Below are 15,156 nucleotides of genomic sequence, written 5' to 3'. Positions count from 1 at the left end.
GATGCTGTTTCCGTTGGGATAGCCCGATCATATGATGGTGAATCCACTCGCATTCAGCGGCTCAGCGTTAGGAGCTATGGATACGCAGGAGACCTGGGCTTTTGCTGGCCCTTTGTGGAGTGCCAGTTCTATGCTCGCCAACGCTGTTGGTGTCCCTTCTAGTACAGCTTCAACTCGGTCGTTAGCTAAATTTCTTACCCAACCAGAGATTGCTTTTTGGTTTGCGATTCTCCAAAGCCAGTTTCTAAATCCGACATTCTGCACTTTTCCTTCAATGATCGCTCGCACTGTCCTGCGTTCGGGTTGGTTCTCCAGTTTGCCTGCAAAGATGTGTGCAAGAAGAGCCCCTGCAACATCGCGGCCTTGTCCATACATGGGGAAGTGGTTAACTCCAAAGTCGGGATTCAGGTTGATTTCGATAATCGTCCACTTCTGGGTAGATGGCGCACGGGCAATGTCCTCAGCCATGATGTCTAGACCCGCATAAGGTGCGTTAAATGCGGCCTTTCGGGCATTGACTGCTATTTCTGCCCAGTCGGGGTGAACGCTATCGGTAACATCGATACTTTCACCTCCGCTACCAATATTGGCCACCGCATGCAATTGCACGTATTGGCTTTTTTCTGGCACGCTATGTGGTGTTAGCCCAGCTTGATCGAGGTGTGCCAGTATATTTTCGGTAAGTTTGATCGTTTTGGCACCGTGGTACGGGTTATATTTACGTTGCTGGTTTTTTGTCGCGATTAGCTTGTTAATGGTGGATGTTCCATCGCCAACAACGTGGGCAGGTTCTCGCATGGCGGCGGCAACCAATCTGTGTCCAACGACGACGACTCTATAATCATTGCCGTTAATCTGCTCTTCAACAAGGATTGCAGGTGTTTTATCGACGGATGCTTGGCTCCATGCACTACAGAATTGTCCAGATGTGTTGATATTTGTCGTCACCCCGCTGCCGCCTGAGCCTGCAATTGGCTTAACCACTACAGGTAGGCCGAGTTCTTGCGCATATGCCCAGGCCGGCTCTGAATCTTTAGATGAAAAGCTTTTCCCTCGGGGAGCGGGGAGTCCTGCATCGGCCAGTAACTGCTTGGTCCAGCGCTTGTCGTTGGTTGAGCGCCGGGCAACCCTTAGTGTTCCTTGAGGTACACCATAGAGGAATAATTGCTGGCAAGAGCTGCTGGATATTAGTGTTGTAACGCCATCAATCACCCCGACGCCGAGACCGAGTACATATGCTGCCTGACGCAATAGGAGTATTTGCGTTGCATATTGACGGGGAAATGACCTTCCTTCACAGGCAGGGCGATAGATTCTTGCTGGCCTTAGGGAAGGAGCAGTCTGTTTGGTTAGTGCTAGCTGCTCTTTTCTCTCTTGATGCGTTCGGTGTATATAGCTGATGACTTGTTTGGCGATGGCTTCAGCTGGTGGCCCGAAGGAGGCAAAGCGTGGTGTGCCTATGGCAGGATCTGAGTTGACTTCAATGATCATGGCACCCTGTTCCCAGGCATCTGCTGTAAAGTCTTTGGCTATAATATCCAGACCCAACTGAGTCGCTCCGGGTATTGCATTAAAAATTCTTCGTGCGAGTGCGAGAAAGGATGGGTGGAGAACATCAATTAGGCTGACAGCTTCACCGCCGAGGCCAACATTGGATGTAGTTGCTAGGCGTACGTATTCGTCACTGGTAGGTACTTCGTCTAGAGAGCGGTTTTGAATTTTGGTGAGATAATCGAACGCTGTTATGGGATATACCTTCAACAATGGATTTTTTTTGCGTACCTCATTTTTACGGTTGATAAGCTCGCGTATACTGTCTATTCCGTTACCTACTACATAGGCAGGGATACGGCAGACTGCTGCCAGCGTTTCCCCGTTGAGCACTATTATGCGCAACTCATCGCCCTCTGCGAAATCTTCAACGAGTATGTACTTGCCATATAATGTCGCCTGGAACCAAGCGTACTTAAAGGTTTCAGGATTGTTGATATTCGAAGTTACGCCTTTTCCTCCTCCTCCATTTAGCGGTTTCACTACTTGCGAACGATTGCACGTTGAGAAGTATACTTGTGCTTCATCTAGGCTTTTGAACACCCTACCAACGGGCGTTGGTAGTCCTGCTGTTAGCAGAATTTTTTTTGTTCTGGCTTTGTTTTTTGTGGTATTGAATGATGCAAACGCAGTATTAGGCGAATTAGGTGATGTGCAACCGATAAGGCTTTTCTCGTGATAGACCTCAACGTGAGTGTTGTTTACTAATTTTGTGGTAAGGCCTTGATTTAATGCTTCTTTTTTTAACATGAGATAGCAGGGGTTTCCCAAGCCCTTGATGAGAAAACCAGAGTTGGAGTAGTTGTTTTCTCCTTGAGATATGATATCGGCAAGGCAGAGCTGATTCTCTTTGGTGGTTGCAAAAGTGAGAGAGTCTATCTTTTTAATAATATTTTTCTTTTGATGCAGTAGTATATTTTGGTTATTGCTTTTAATTAAATTTGACTGTCTTTTTAGCATAGTCAAAAATTGATAGTACTCTGCTTTTGCGGCGGCAGCTTCTTGCAGACAGCCTTTAATGCCGGGGTATGCATTAATCTCAAAAAGATATATTTTTCCTCGGTCTATCCCAAAGTCGCAGCCCAGGGCATCAATAGTGAAGTTGCTATGGTTTTGGATAGTTTCAGCTACAGCGTAGGCGATTTTTTCCAGTTTTCGAATAACTGATGTGGCTGTTTTGGCTGAAAAATTTTCCTGAAGAAAATCATGAGTATTTAGCGCCTTACCGCCGGTAGCAAGGTTGGAGGTGACTTCACCTTTCCCCAGACGGACATAATTCTTTGCTATACGCCATTCGCCATTTTTTGCTCTGAACAATGGCACCCTTATATCAAAGGCATTATTTTCAGAGTCTTGGGACTTTATATATTGTTGTAGCCACCAGTGCGCAGCTGGTTTTTTATCGATTAGCTGTTGCATTGCCTCGTAGCGTAGCTGTTGGCACTCCTGATTTGTTTTGACGAGGTAATTACCGGCATTGTCCTTTTCAATCAATAGTATGTTTTTTCCTCGTTGCCCGCGGTGGGGTTTGATGATGGCTTTCTTGCCTTTATTAAGCAAGAGATCCAGGCTCTTCATTGACAGTTCTTTCGATGGTATGAGGTTTTGGCTTATTGCTGTGTTTTTTGACAGAATATCTGTTGTGACCTTTTTTCCTTCTAGCTTTTGACATAACGAAAACGATAGTGAAGAGATGTGGTCGAGGATTGATTCCTCTGTTTTGTTCCGGGCAGGAGCGTTATCTATAATCGGTGGGATATGGCAAGTAGCTTTTATCCATTTACCATTTTTATAGACGTAGCTGGGGAATATGTCATCGGTTGAGTTAATTGTCTTATATGAGAAATAAGCAATTGAAATTCCATGTGAAACTGATTCTCTTGCGATTGCCTCAGCTTCTGGGAAGTTCTGGGGTGAGGCCGGATACATCAATAAACCGACGTCAGGCTTAAGAGCATCGGGGGAGCTTGTTTTGTCAAGTGATTTGCTTGGGCTAGAGGTTAGCACTACTCTTTTTTCCGGTGGACTATTTAGATAGTGCATCAGGAGTGCCACGTACCCTGATAGATAGTGCTCTACATCATCAATCCGTACGCGGAAGCTATGATGACGAATGAAAAAGCTGCCTAAAATGCGCTGTGGATTTTGGAAGTACATGGCTATTTCGGGCCAGAAAAAACCATTCAGTAGGTAGTGTGCTCTCGCCTCTAGTGCGCGATAAAACTTTTTCAGATCAATCTGGTTCAGCAAGTGCCGGTGTTGGTCGCTGTTTTTCAAGCGTGTAATCATTTTGTGGGCTGCCATCATTAACTCAAGCAACGTGGGGAAGGTGGTAATGCGGCCCATCACAAAATCAAGATGTCCAGAAACATTTTTGATACCAAACTGGTAGTAACGCTCTGCTGGCCGATACAAAGTTAGTTCATTGACGCAGTAGCTAAGCCAGTGGTCGTGAATTTTCCAGTGTTCTTGTTCGATAAAATACTCGAAAGCGTTTTCAACCGTGTTTAGCCAGCGTTCGTCTTTAGTGAGACCGTATAGGCGCATTAGTCCGAAAGCAGCTTCACCATCGTAGTAGATAATGCGGAACTCCTCTTTGATGCTGAGATCGTCTGCATTTAACACGTGATAGAGCTGGCCGTTTTTTTGATTTTGCATACGCTGTATGCCGAGCGCTAGCTGCTCCATGAGAGACAAATACTGCTGGTCGTTTGTCAGTTCTGTGTATTTAACGAGTGCCAGCAAGCAGACCGCGTTGCCACCAAGCTTTATTTCGTTATTCTCATCCTGCAAATAGGCGAGCGTTTCGCCCGAAGGAAGCACGTATTGGTGTATCAGGTCATTAACCAGATATTGAATCGATCGGTCTATTGCAGACTTTAACTCGCTGCTTTGCGTGACTTCCCATGCTTCAAGCATCGAATAAGTGGTACTGGTGTGGCGCAGAGTATTGTAGGCCTTGATTTCTCTGTCGAAGCAGGGGTGTATGCCATAGATAAAGCGGCCTTTAGGATCTACTTGTTCGGCCAGAAACTGGCTGGACTGCTGGATTAATGAGGTAACCTGTATTGGGTTGAGCTCCTCGATAACTCGTCGGCCGGTATTGCGGCCTTCTTGTCCGCCGCTATAGCCGTGCAGGAGCTCATATGGCTGGTCGGGTTGCACTAAAATAGCTTGCGTAGTGAAAAGTAAAGCTTGGTTCTGCAGGGCGGGTAACGAGAAATGTTTGCCGTAGCGCTTTACGCCATAGCTGAGAAAATTTTTCTTGTTAAGTGCGGCTTTAGGCTGATTGGCGCCCAGGTAGAGCATGGCATTAGCGTTGAGTTCTTGTTCAAGAAAGGCGTAGCGGAAGTTGGCGTCTAGGGAGACGCCATAGCGGAAGTAGTTGCGCTTTACGCTGTGCATTTCCTTTAGGCAGTCTGCCCATGGCATGGCCCTTTTTTCAGTGACCCAGTCGATGCGTAGCCAGCGTACCTTCGGTGATTCTTGAAACTTTCGTTGTTGCCAATCAGCCAGTTTTTTCCATACTTCTGCGAGGTTTTTACCTGAGAACTGCACAACAGTTGCGCGTTGTAAGCCATCCGTAAATGAGAAAAATAATGTAAGTATTTTATCTACTGACAAGAGGGCCGTTGAAAGCTCTGCTTCCAGGGGGGCTTTTGCCTGTACAAGGAGCTCTGAGAGCTTTTGCGCGGAGTGCTGGCTAATTAAGCTACGCACCTGAGGCTGACTGGCCTTTGGTGTGGCGCCAGGTGTAAAGATAGGCTTGTTGGGTGTTGAGTGTTGGCGCATGCTTGGCGTCTCTTTTCAATATCACCGATAAATCAATAGGAGCGTAAAGTGTTAGTCGTATCGCCGCTCCGGGCCTGGCTAGAGGGTCGCTACGAATAAGGTGTGCAGCGCAGCGCATTACCTCTTATTCGATGATGGCGGCGCGCCCGCTTACGCTAGATATTTTGACCTAATATCACATTTTAATTAGCTCGTGTCATTAGTGTGCCGAGCGATACCTTGGCTCGTCGGGTGGTTTAGTTACAAGCTTCAAAAACACTTGTCAGATGCTGATGGTCTCTGTAGTATATGCATCCGTTCAGGCGGGTCGTTAGCTCAGTTGGTAGAGCAGTTGACTTTTAATCAATTGGTCGTAGGTTCGAATCCTACACGACCCACCATTCAAGCAGTAGCTCGTTTGAATCAGTGGCTGAACAAGCGGTAAAAGTAAAAAAGCAAATTTGGGTCGTTAGCTCAGTTGGTAGAGCAGTTGACTTTTAATCAATTGGTCGTAGGTTCGAATCCTACACGACCCACCAAATTCAACGCCCCTGGCAGCTATTGCCAGGGGCGTTTTGCTATGTCAGCAGAAAATATAAATGAAGGGCTGCTGTTTGCAGCTTGCAATATTTTTCTCCCAAAATGACCTAAGATAGTTTTTTTAAAAGCGGATTAATTTTTTCCAAGGCTCTATTCGTCACAGCGGTAGACACAATGACTATGATGACTTTGCAGGCCGAGCGTGAAGTGCCGTTGCCCCTTGCTTATTGTCCGACCCGTATTCCCGCGGAAGATCAGGCTCGGGTTGAGGATATTAAGCGGCTACTGAAAACCCATAATGCCGTTTTGGTCGCTCACTATTACACCGACGACGCGATACAGCAGCTTGCCGAAGAGACCGGCGGCTGTGTTGCTGATTCACTAGAGATGGCCCGCTTTGGTGCCCGCCACCCCGCAACAACGCTTGTTGTCGCCGGTGTCCGCTTTATGGGCGAAACCGCCAAAATACTTTCGCCTGAAAAGCGCGTTTTAATGCCGACCTTAGAGGCGACCTGTTCACTGGATATTGGCTGCCCGGCTGATGAGTTCAGCGCTTTCTGTGATGCGCATCCTGATCGTACGGTAGTGGTCTATGCCAATACGTCGGCTGCGGTTAAGGCGCGAGCAGACTGGGTGGTGACTTCTTCGATTGCGGTAGAGGTCATTGAGCATCTGCAGGCTCGGGGCGAGAAGATTTTGTGGGCGCCCGATAAACACCTGGGCGGCTATATTCAAAACAAGACCGGCGCGGATATGCTGATGTGGGACGGTGCTTGCATCGTTCATGAAGAGTTTAAGGCCAAAGGCATTGAGGATCTTAAGCGTATATATCCGGATGCAGCGGTGCTGGTGCATCCCGAGTCCCCAGAGCCGGTGGTGAGGCTTGCCGACGTAGCAGGTTCCACGTCTCAGCTAATCAAGGCGGCCAGAGAGCTGCCTAACGAGAGGTTGATCGTGGCAACCGACAGAGGCATTTTTTTCAAGATGCAGCAGGCGGTGCCGCATAAAATGCTGTTTGAAGCGCCGACGGCCGGTAACGGCGCGACCTGTCGCAGCTGTGCGCACTGCCCTTGGATGGCGATGAATGCTTTAGAGAATTTGTCGGGTGCGTTGCGAGAAGGCGTCGGGGAGATTCAAGTGGATGAGCCGCTGCGGCTAAAAGCGTTAAAGCCTCTTGAGCGAATGCTGAACTTCAATGCTTAGTTTGAGTGTCTTAGCTTGAATGTCTTAGCTTGAGCGCCCGTGCTGGTAGCAGCGCGGGCGCTTTTCGTTCACATCGAGACGCTTTAATTAAAATCCTCAAGTGCCTCGCGATATTCAATGAAGTCTTCACGGCGCTGCTCAATGCGCGCCAGTGCTCGCTCATCGTACTCACGCTCAGCAGCATCTTTGGCGATGGAAAGCTGTCGAATGCTGCGGTCTACACTGCCGGTCAGCTGGAGATACTCTGCGCGGGCTAAATGCCCCCAGCTGTTGTGTCCACTTCGGCCCGCAGCTTCGGCGAGCAGGTTAAAACCCTGTGGGTCTTCGGGGTTCTGAGCCGTAATGTCGTTAAGTAATTGATAGGCCGCCTGAGGGTCACGTTGCAGCTGTGCTTCAGCCAATATCAGCTGAGCCGGGAGGTAGCTGGGCATAAAGCGCAGCAATCGCTGACTACGCTCAATGGCATCATCGTAGCGGCCAGCTTCTAGCGCGACGGTCGCGGCAGAGGCGGGCAGCATGGCAAAATCGGGGTGCTCGCTAGCAAGCTTATCCAGCTGCGCTAGAGCGTTGTCGTTCTGGCCGTTACGTGCGGCGATCAGCGCGGCTAAGTAGTCCTGAGCAGCTTGTTCGCCGCCTTCCTGGGCAAGGCGTGTGGCTGCACGCTGAGGCGTGTTGGCATAGATGCTCAGCAGCGCACGGGCGCGTATCATGTCGTAGAGCGTGTTGCTTGTGTAAGCGTCGGCAATATTCAGCTGAGCTGCACGGGCTTGGGCGGCGCTTAATCGGCTGTCTGAGACGGGGTGAGTCAGTAAAAATTCGGGCGGCGTGTCACCCTGCAGGCGAGACATGCGCTGCATGGCTCTAAACATGCGCACCATGGCTTCTGGGTCGTAGCCGGCGCTAGCCATCGCCTGTAAGCCGATGTTGTCGGCTTCTTGTTCAAACAAGCGCGAGTAGCTTAGCTGATCTTGAATGAGCGCCGCTTGAGAGCCCATGGCGGCGGCCATACCAACATCGCCGCCGCCACTCGCGGCGATGAGCATGCCCGCCAGCATGGCGGCCATGGCAGGCAGTTGAGTCTGCGACGCGCGAGCGCTGCCCCGAGCATAGTGGCGTTGCGAAAGGTGGCCCAGTTCATGGGCTAGCACCGAGGCAAAGGCGCCCTCATCCTCCGCGAATGCGAAGAGTCCCGAATTAATGCCCACCACGCCGCCGGGTACGGCAAAGGCATTAAGAGAGCCGTTATCAACCATGACAGTGATCGTGCGCAGCCCGTTAATTTGGCTATGCGGGGCTAGGCGGGCAATGAGGCTTTGTAAATAATCATTGGTAATAGGGTCTTGCCACTGGGGGGCTTGGGCACGAAACTGGCGAAGCCAGGCGCGCCCCAGGCGATACTCTTCATTGCTCACCGATGTAGACGCTGCGCCTAGGCTTGGCAGGCCGTAGTCGTTGATAGCTGCGCTTTGAGGGCTAAACAGTAAGCTGCCGCAGGCGCAAGCGAACGCACATATCCAACCTGGGTAAGCGGTACGAAGGGGCGGCATGGCATCCTCATCGGTAGTGGTTAAGCGCAGTGGTGTGATTAGAGCTATGACATTGATAAAGGCGGGGAAGTGCCGTTAAATCGATAGCCTATGAGATCAGCCGCTAAATAAACAGTTTATGCAGCAGTCTACACAACAGTCTATGCAACAATGCTGTGAATATGCAGGTTCTTTTAAAGGAGGGGCTATGTCTAAGCAAGAACGGCCTGAATCAACGGGGGGCTTTCAGCCCGACATGGTGCTAGACGCTAGTGGTCTACACTGCCCGCTGCCTTTACTAAAGGCCAAGCAGGCTTTGGCCGGCCTGTCAGCAGGTAAGCTGCTTGAGGTGCGTTCAACCGACGCCGGCTCGTGGCGCGATATGGCATCATTCACCGAGCTGAGCGCGCACACGCTGGAAGGGCGAGAGCAGCGTGACGATGTTTATGTTTACTGGATACGTAAAGCGGGAGACGCGCACCGATGACTCTGCGCACGATTCTAAAAAGCTGGGTTGAGCGCTACTTCTCAGATGAGGAGGCGCTCATTCTACTGGTGGTTTTAGTCGCAGGCTTTGCTGCGATTATCTGGTTTGGACGCATGCTGGCGCCGTTTTTTACGGCTTTAGTCGTCGCATTTTTACTGCAAGGTGTGGTGAGTGCGCTTACTCGACGAGGCGTCCCGCACCTGCTCGCGGTAATAATGATTTTTTTAGCGTTTATCAGCGTATTGCTGACGCTGGCTTTTATTTTGATGCCGCTGATCTGGAATCAGCTGGTGGGACTGGTGCAAGAGACGCCGCGAATGTTCGCGAGTGGCCAGGGCTGGCTGGATGAGCTACAGGCGCGCTACCCGAATATTATCACGCCGGATCTTATGCAGAACTGGATAGGCGTGGCAAGTCGTGAGATTAGCCAACTGGGCCAGCGTGCCTTAACGCTATCGTTGGCTTCGCTGGGTAATATTATGTCGCTGATTATTTACCTAGTGCTGGTGCCGATTTTGGTTTTCTTTATGCTGAAAGACAGCAAAGTATTGGTAGGCTTTATGCTTTCGCTACTGCCGCAGAAGCGCACGCTGCTGTCGCGTATATGGCGTGAGATGGATAATCAAATTGCCAACTACATTCGCGGCAAGTTTATCGAAATTATTATTGTCGGTACGGTGACGTTCTTTGTCTTCACACTCCTTGGAGTGCCGTATACGGCGCTGCTCGCTGTGCTGGTCGGGTTTTCAGTGCTGGTGCCTTATATAGGCGCGGCTGTGGCTACGTTACCCGTTGCGGCGGTCGCGGGGTTTAACTTCGGCTTTAGTGAGGAGTTCATGTATGTGATGTTGGCTTATGGCGTTATTCAAGCGCTGGATGGCAATGTGCTAGCACCGATTCTATTCTCTGAAACGAATAATATTCACCCCGTTTCGATCATCGTAGCGGTGCTGTTTTTTGGCGGCATTTGGGGCTTCTGGGGCGTTTTCTTTGCGATCCCCCTGGCGACACTGCTTAAAGCGCTGGTCTACGCCTGGCCGCGCAGCATACAAGGGCGTGATCAGTCTATTGTTTTGCAAGATCGTAGGCCGCAGGACGATAGGCCTGAAGCCCCGGCCCAATAGGATAAGTAGCACTGCCTGTTACGCCCGCGCGGTGGTTCAAGTAATCAACGCGCGGGGGCAAGCAGATTTTACGAATTAGTGGGCCGCGTTGAGCGCTTCGGCCGCGGCCAGCACCTCGTCGACGTGACCCGTTACTTTAACACCGCGCCACTGGTTGGCGAGCTTGCCGTCTTTGTCGATTAAGAAGGTGCTGCGTTCAATACCTAGATGCTCTTTGCCGTACATTTTCTTTAGCTTGATAACGTCAAAAAGCGTACAAACGCTTTCATCTTGGTCAGAGATAAGGTCAAAATTAAAATCCTGCTTAGCTTTGAAGTTTTCCTGAGCACGCAGACTATCGCGAGAAACCCCGAGAATAACCGTGTTGGCAGCATCGAACGCCGGTTTTCGGTCACGGAAGTCTCCGCCCTCTGTGGTGCAGCCGGGCGTACTGGCTTTCGGGTAGAAGTAAACGATGACGTTTTTGCCGCGCAGTGCCGACAGCGTCACGGCAGTGTCACCGGTAGCGGTGGCGGCGAAATCTGCAACGGGTTGGCCGACTTCAATAGGCATAATGCGTCCTTTTTCAGTATGGGTGTTAAGATCGATTATTGAGTGTGATTACACGTAAGCCAAGGGGCGTTGTCAAAGCTCAAACTAGGTGAGCGGAAAAATCACGCAGTTTTGCGCTGTACAGGCTTGAGTCGCCTGAGTACCATTTGCATCTCTGTGCGATGCGGTTGCCTGATACATAGGCTCTGCATAGCGCTTGTTGTCGAAAAAACATTTGTTGTCGAAAAAAATATAGTTCGGTACATATGTCGACAGGTGATAACACAATTCTTGGCTGGTGAGGAATAAACGGATGATCACAGGCAGCATCGTCGCCCTGGCGACGCCAATGAAAGTCAATGGCGACATCGACTGGGAGGCGCTTCGTCGTCTGGTGAATTTCCATCTCGAGAATGGCACTGATGCCATTGTTGCTGCTGGCACGACAGGCGAACCGACGACCATGTCGTTTGCGGAGCACTTTGACGTGATTCGCACCGTCGTGGAAGAAGTGAATGGCCGTATTCCTGTGATTGCAGGAACTGGGGCCAACGCAACGTCTGAGGCCGTTGAGCTGGCGCGCTACGCCGGTGAAGTCGGGGCCGACTACTGCTTATCTGTCTGTCCTTACTACAATAAGCCTACCCAAGAAGGCCTTTATCAGCATTTTAAAGCGGTCGCCGAGGGCAGCAAACTGCCGGTGATCCTATATAACGTGCCGAGCCGCACCTGCTCCGATCTTTACAATGAAACGGTTTTACGCTTGGCCGAAGTGGATAATATTATTGGTTTAAAGGACGCCACGGGGAACCTCGAGCGTGCGGAAGATCTAATCACTCGTCTCAAGGGTACTGGCTTTATGCTCTACTCCGGTGACGATGCGACCGCCTGTGACTTTATGCTGATGGGTGGGCATGGCGATATTTCTGTGACGGCCAACGTTGCGCCCCAAGCCATGCATGATCTTTGCGCGGCAGCTGTCGCTGGTGATGCCGATAAAGCGCATCAAATTAATACGCTGCTGATGCCGCTGCATACCAATTTAGGGATAGAGTCCAATCCTATTCCGGTGAAATGGGCATTGAATCGCATGGGCTATGCCGATGCGGGCATTCGTTTGCCGATGACTTGGTTGTCAGAAAAATATCACGCCACGGTTAGTGAAGCGCTTCAGCTCGCGGGTGTGGTGGAGGAGTAATCTGACGCGATACCTTTTTATCCAGCGCGCTCATGCGGCGCTGGATACCTGATTTGTTGACTTAAGGTGGCTTGATGAGCTCTGTGCTTGAAAAACGTGCGCTTAAATGGATACCGCTGGCTCTTGCAACGGCCGTTACACTAACAGGCTGCGCGCGGGATGGTTTTTACGATGACCGCAATCTGGACTATACCGAGGCCACTTCGGCACCGCCGTTGGTATTGCCAGAGACCCGTAATACCCAGCGCTACCGCGACGCACTACCGGTGCCACAAGCCGCTTCCCAAGGTACACGGCTTGGTGAAGTCGCCGATATTCGCCCTCCGCAGTCACTGACGATTGGCAGTGGGCTAGAGCCTGAGTATGTTGAGCGCCGCGAAGTGGGTGATCAAGTCTGGCTAGTGGTCGCGGCTGATACAGGTACCGTGTGGCCGCAGCTCGAAGAGTTTGTGCGTAGCCGCCAACTGGCCGTGCAGGACAGCAGTGCTTCGCAGGGCATTATCGTTACATCCCAGGCGGACATACGGCTACAAAGCGCACTCCGCGCCGGTAGCAGTGAAGTACGCTGTGAGCGTGGCGGGCAAACCATGGCAAGCTGCTTGGATGCATTGGAAAGCCATTTGAGCTCGCGCAGTGCATCTGCGAGCGTGTCTTCTTCGTGGACTGCGCAGCGCCTTACCGATGAGCAAACATTACAAATCCGCCAGCAGGGCGACGAGTGGGAAGTCGTTATTCCACAGTCAATAGACCGCGTGTGGGCTGAGTTGAACCATTATCTCGAGTTGGATTTTGCCCAGAAAGGCCAGCGTGATTTGCTTGCCGCTGACCCCAATGGTTACGCATTCCTAGTCGAATATATGACCAAAGCCGAGAGTGACCGTAACCCGTTACAAATTGTCTTCAGCCGCGATGTTCGCAAGACGCCTCAAGAAATTCGCTTGGCGCTGCAATCCAATGGCGATCAGACCGTTCTGCGAGCTGTCAACGCCAGCGAACGTGCATTCAGTGCCGATGATCAGCGCGAGCTGCTTGAGCGTGTTTCCGGCTATTTACGTTAATTTGACTACCCTTGCCCCCTTTCGGAGCCCCCATGGAAAAGCGCCAAGAACTCTACGCCGGTAAGGCGAAATCTGTGTATACCACCGACGATCCGGATTTGTTGGTGCTCAATTTTCGGGATGACACCAGTGCCTTTGATGGCAAAAAAGTGGAGTCGTTGGCCCGTAAGGGAATGGTCAATAACATCTTTAACGCCTTCATTATGGAGCGGTTACAGGAAGCCGGTATCCCAACCCACTTTGAAAAGCAGCTTTCTGACACGGAAAGTTTAGTTAAAAAGATGCAGATGATTCCCGTCGAGTGTGTCGTGCGCAATATTGCCGCAGGGGGGCTCGTCAAGCGGCTAGGTATTGAGGAGGGGGTCGCGCTTACCCCTCCCACCTTTGAGCTGTTCTTGAAGAATGACGAGAAGGGCGACCCGATGATAAACGAGTCGCTAGCGGAGACGTTTGGTTGGGCAACGCCTGAGCAGTTAGCTCAAATGAAGGTATTAACCTTTAAGGTTAACCATATCCTCAAAGCACTGTTCGCAGAGGGCGATATGCTGCTGGTGGATTACAAGCTGGAATTTGGCGTATTCAAAGGTGAAATAGTGCTGGGCGATGAGTTCTCACCGGATGGTTGCCGCCTATGGGACGCCAACACCCGTGAAAAACTCGATAAAGATCGCTTCCGCCAGGGGTTGGGCGGTGTGATTGAGGCTTACGAAGAAGTTGGCCGCCGTCTGGGGATTACGTTTCCCGCTTAAAGCTTAAGCATTGCTTCATGGCGTCTCGTAAGATTCGATAGCCACCACCTCTAGTGTGGTGGCTTCGCTGTTTTGGTATGGCTGAAACTTAACGTCCACATCACGCAGGCGCACGCCATATAGGCGGCCAGAGGCAGCGCCTTTTTGCTGATAAGCTGGTCTCGGGTCTTGTCTCAACACTTGTTCTATTAGTGCGTGTAAGGTAACGCCATCTTGCCGTTGGGCAAGCGCTGCTAGGGCCGTTGGATGGAAAGTGACTTCAATCAATGGCGGCGTACTAGGCGCAAAGCCTGAGCGCGCATCAGGACATGCTTCGGCCCAGGGCAGGTAGGGCTTTATATCCACTACCGGAGTGCCGCTGACCAAGTCGCAGCCTGATAGCGTCAGCGTCACGCCGTTTTGAGTGTTAATGCCTGTTAAAGCTACCAGTGAAAGCCCTAGGCGATTCGGGCGGTGCGTGCTGCGGCTGGCAAAAACGCCCACCTTTTTGTTGCCTCCCAGGCGCGGTGGTCGTACTAACGGCGACCAGCGCTCAGGGCTCTGGTGAAAAATGAAGGTTAACCAGAGATGGCTGAAATCTTCTAGGCCACGCACTGTTAACGGGTCGTTGTAAGGGGCCGTGAGTACAAGTCTGGCCTGTGCGGCTGGTGCGAGCCCGGGCTGGCGCGGAATGCCGAACTTGTCCGGGTAGTCGCTCACCACATGGCCAATGGGAGATAGCGTAAAATGCTCGTTGTGCAGGGCGTCGTCCATCACACTGCCTTTTACTGGAAACTGGCCGCGTAGTATAAAGCAGGCCGGTAAATTAAGTGTGATCGAATGATCCTTTATCGAAAGAACCTTTTTCAAATGTACGCCGAACAGCTCAGAGGTGACGTATGACCAATACCGAGGAGCACAAAACGGTAGTGCCCACAGGCGCGCGAGTGATTTATCGCGCAGCGTTGGCACGCGACGCGGCTGATCAGGCTGAAGTCTTTTATCATGCTGTGATGCAGGGCGCGGCGGCTCATTACACGCTCTCCGAGAGGCGTGCGTGGGCTCAGGCCCTGCCACGAGAGGGCAGTGCGTGGGCGGTGCGCCAAGCGCTGTATACCACGCTAGTAGCTACTTGCGATGGCCGGTGCGTCGGGTTTCTGGAGTTGGGCTTATCCACAGGGCGAATTGAGACGCTCTATGTATGGCCGTCATTAGCAGGCCGCGGCATTGGCGCGACGTTGCTTGTCCACGCAGAGCGAATGTTGCTTGAAGAAGGCAAAGGGCGCGTGGAGATAGAGGCGAGCCTGGTGCTATATGAGCGCCTGCTGCGCCGCGGCTGGGAGAGCCACGGCGAACAGTGGGTGGAGCGCAGTGGAGAGCGGCTCCAGCGTTACCGGCTATCAAAGTCTCTTAGCGCCATTGAAACGTAGGTCGATTCA

General features: G+C 51.4%; 11 protein-coding genes and 2 tRNA genes. 9 read left to right on the top strand and 4 right to left on the bottom strand.

Annotated features, from left to right (window positions below; genetic code table 11):
* Nucleotides 1-27: 27 nt before the first annotated feature.
* Complete coding sequence (locus ACT3TR_RS12055; protein WP_444625106.1) at nt 28-5,343, bottom strand: YheC/YheD family protein; 5,316 nt, start codon at nt 5,341-5,343, stop codon at nt 28-30.
* 304 nt (nt 5,344-5,647) lie between these two features.
* Between ACT3TR_RS12055 and ACT3TR_RS12050 the strand changes: the two genes are divergently transcribed.
* The 3 genes from ACT3TR_RS12050 to nadA all read left to right on the top strand — a co-directional run bounded on the left by ACT3TR_RS12050 (nt 5,648) and on the right by nadA (nt 7,065).
* Nucleotides 5,648-5,723: transfer RNA gene (locus ACT3TR_RS12050), tRNA-Lys, on the top strand.
* A 62-nt stretch (nt 5,724-5,785) separates the two neighbouring features.
* Nucleotides 5,786-5,861 (top strand) — tRNA-Lys (locus tag ACT3TR_RS12045).
* Between the two features lie 175 nt (nt 5,862-6,036).
* Entirely contained in the window at nt 6,037-7,065 is a 1,029-nt protein-coding gene (gene nadA, locus ACT3TR_RS12040; protein WP_444625107.1) for a quinolinate synthase NadA, read from the top strand.
* Between the two features lie 83 nt (nt 7,066-7,148).
* Here nadA and ACT3TR_RS12035 read toward each other — a convergent pair whose 3' ends face one another.
* Complete coding sequence (locus ACT3TR_RS12035) at nt 7,149-8,612, bottom strand: M48 family metalloprotease (protein ID WP_192536238.1); 1,464 nt, start codon at nt 8,610-8,612, stop codon at nt 7,149-7,151.
* 187 nt (nt 8,613-8,799) lie between these two features.
* On the opposite strand from ACT3TR_RS12035, the gene ACT3TR_RS12030 reads away from it, so the two are divergent.
* Together ACT3TR_RS12030 and ACT3TR_RS12025 are read left to right on the top strand one after the other, a co-directional pair.
* On the top strand, nt 8,800-9,078 hold the full coding sequence (locus ACT3TR_RS12030; RefSeq protein WP_444625108.1) for a sulfurtransferase TusA family protein: 279 nt from the start codon (nt 8,800-8,802) through the stop codon (nt 9,076-9,078).
* Nucleotides 9,075-10,202: an AI-2E family transporter gene (locus tag ACT3TR_RS12025; protein ID WP_096278213.1), complete on the top strand. Its 1,128-nt coding sequence runs from the start codon at nt 9,075-9,077 to the stop codon at nt 10,200-10,202. Before ACT3TR_RS12030 ends, ACT3TR_RS12025 begins: the two co-directional genes overlap by 4 nt.
* A 75-nt stretch (nt 10,203-10,277) precedes the next feature.
* Here the strand turns inward: ACT3TR_RS12025 and ACT3TR_RS12020 are convergent, their stop codons facing one another.
* On the bottom strand, nt 10,278-10,754 hold the full coding sequence (locus ACT3TR_RS12020) for a peroxiredoxin (protein WP_444625109.1): 477 nt from the start codon (nt 10,752-10,754) through the stop codon (nt 10,278-10,280).
* Between the two features lie 292 nt (nt 10,755-11,046).
* Here ACT3TR_RS12020 and dapA point away from each other — a divergent pair, with 292 nt between their 5' ends.
* The 3 genes from dapA (at nt 11,047) to purC (ending at nt 13,738) form a co-directional block, all read left to right on the top strand.
* The gene (gene dapA, locus ACT3TR_RS12015; RefSeq protein WP_096278217.1) at nt 11,047-11,931 is read left to right on the top strand and encodes a 4-hydroxy-tetrahydrodipicolinate synthase; all 885 of its coding nucleotides are present in this window, start codon (nt 11,047-11,049) and stop codon (nt 11,929-11,931) included.
* A 74-nt stretch (nt 11,932-12,005) separates the two neighbouring features.
* A complete protein-coding gene (gene bamC, locus ACT3TR_RS12010) occupies nt 12,006-12,989 on the top strand; it encodes an outer membrane protein assembly factor BamC (RefSeq protein WP_441686811.1) in 984 nt (327 codons plus the stop codon).
* Between the two features lie 32 nt (nt 12,990-13,021).
* Entirely contained in the window at nt 13,022-13,738 is a 717-nt protein-coding gene (gene purC / locus ACT3TR_RS12005) for a phosphoribosylaminoimidazolesuccinocarboxamide synthase (protein WP_096278221.1), read from the top strand.
* A gap of 15 nt (nt 13,739-13,753) precedes the next feature.
* Here the strand turns inward: purC and tsaA are convergent, their stop codons facing one another.
* The gene (tsaA, locus tag ACT3TR_RS12000) at nt 13,754-14,491 is read right to left on the bottom strand and encodes a tRNA (N6-threonylcarbamoyladenosine(37)-N6)-methyltransferase TrmO (protein ID WP_444625110.1); all 738 of its coding nucleotides are present in this window, start codon (nt 14,489-14,491) and stop codon (nt 13,754-13,756) included.
* 125 nt (nt 14,492-14,616) lie between these two features.
* On the opposite strand from tsaA, the gene ACT3TR_RS11995 reads away from it, so the two are divergent.
* On the top strand, nt 14,617-15,147 hold the full coding sequence (locus tag ACT3TR_RS11995; RefSeq protein WP_441686808.1) for a GNAT family N-acetyltransferase: 531 nt from the start codon (nt 14,617-14,619) through the stop codon (nt 15,145-15,147).
* The last annotated feature ends 9 nt before the right edge of the window (nt 15,148-15,156 follow it).

The sequence above is a fragment of the Halomonas sp. AOP12-B1-6 genome (genome assembly GCF_052379225.1).
Taxonomy (GTDB): domain Bacteria; phylum Pseudomonadota; class Gammaproteobacteria; order Pseudomonadales; family Halomonadaceae; genus Vreelandella; species Vreelandella casei.
The sequence above is the reverse complement of the archived record's forward strand: the minus strand, read 5'-3'. Positions and strand labels throughout refer to the sequence as shown.

Coding starts and splice junctions, on each gene's coding strand:
- ACT3TR_RS12055 (WP_444625106.1), bottom strand. CDS start 5,343: ATGCGCCAACACTCAACACCCAACAAGCCTATCTTTACACCTGGCGCC.
- nadA (WP_444625107.1), top strand. CDS start 6,037: ATGACTATGATGACTTTGCAGGCCGAGCGTGAAGTGCCGTTGCCCCTT.
- ACT3TR_RS12035 (WP_192536238.1), bottom strand. CDS start 8,612: ATGCCGCCCCTTCGTACCGCTTACCCAGGTTGGATATGTGCGTTCGCT.
- ACT3TR_RS12030 (WP_444625108.1), top strand. CDS start 8,800: ATGTCTAAGCAAGAACGGCCTGAATCAACGGGGGGCTTTCAGCCCGAC.
- ACT3TR_RS12025 (WP_096278213.1), top strand. CDS start 9,075: ATGACTCTGCGCACGATTCTAAAAAGCTGGGTTGAGCGCTACTTCTCA.
- ACT3TR_RS12020 (WP_444625109.1), bottom strand. CDS start 10,754: ATGCCTATTGAAGTCGGCCAACCCGTTGCAGATTTCGCCGCCACCGCT.
- dapA (WP_096278217.1), top strand. CDS start 11,047: ATGATCACAGGCAGCATCGTCGCCCTGGCGACGCCAATGAAAGTCAAT.
- bamC (WP_441686811.1), top strand. CDS start 12,006: ATGAGCTCTGTGCTTGAAAAACGTGCGCTTAAATGGATACCGCTGGCT.
- purC (WP_096278221.1), top strand. CDS start 13,022: ATGGAAAAGCGCCAAGAACTCTACGCCGGTAAGGCGAAATCTGTGTAT.
- tsaA (WP_444625110.1), bottom strand. CDS start 14,491: ATGGACGACGCCCTGCACAACGAGCATTTTACGCTATCTCCCATTGGC.
- ACT3TR_RS11995 (WP_441686808.1), top strand. CDS start 14,617: ATGACCAATACCGAGGAGCACAAAACGGTAGTGCCCACAGGCGCGCGA.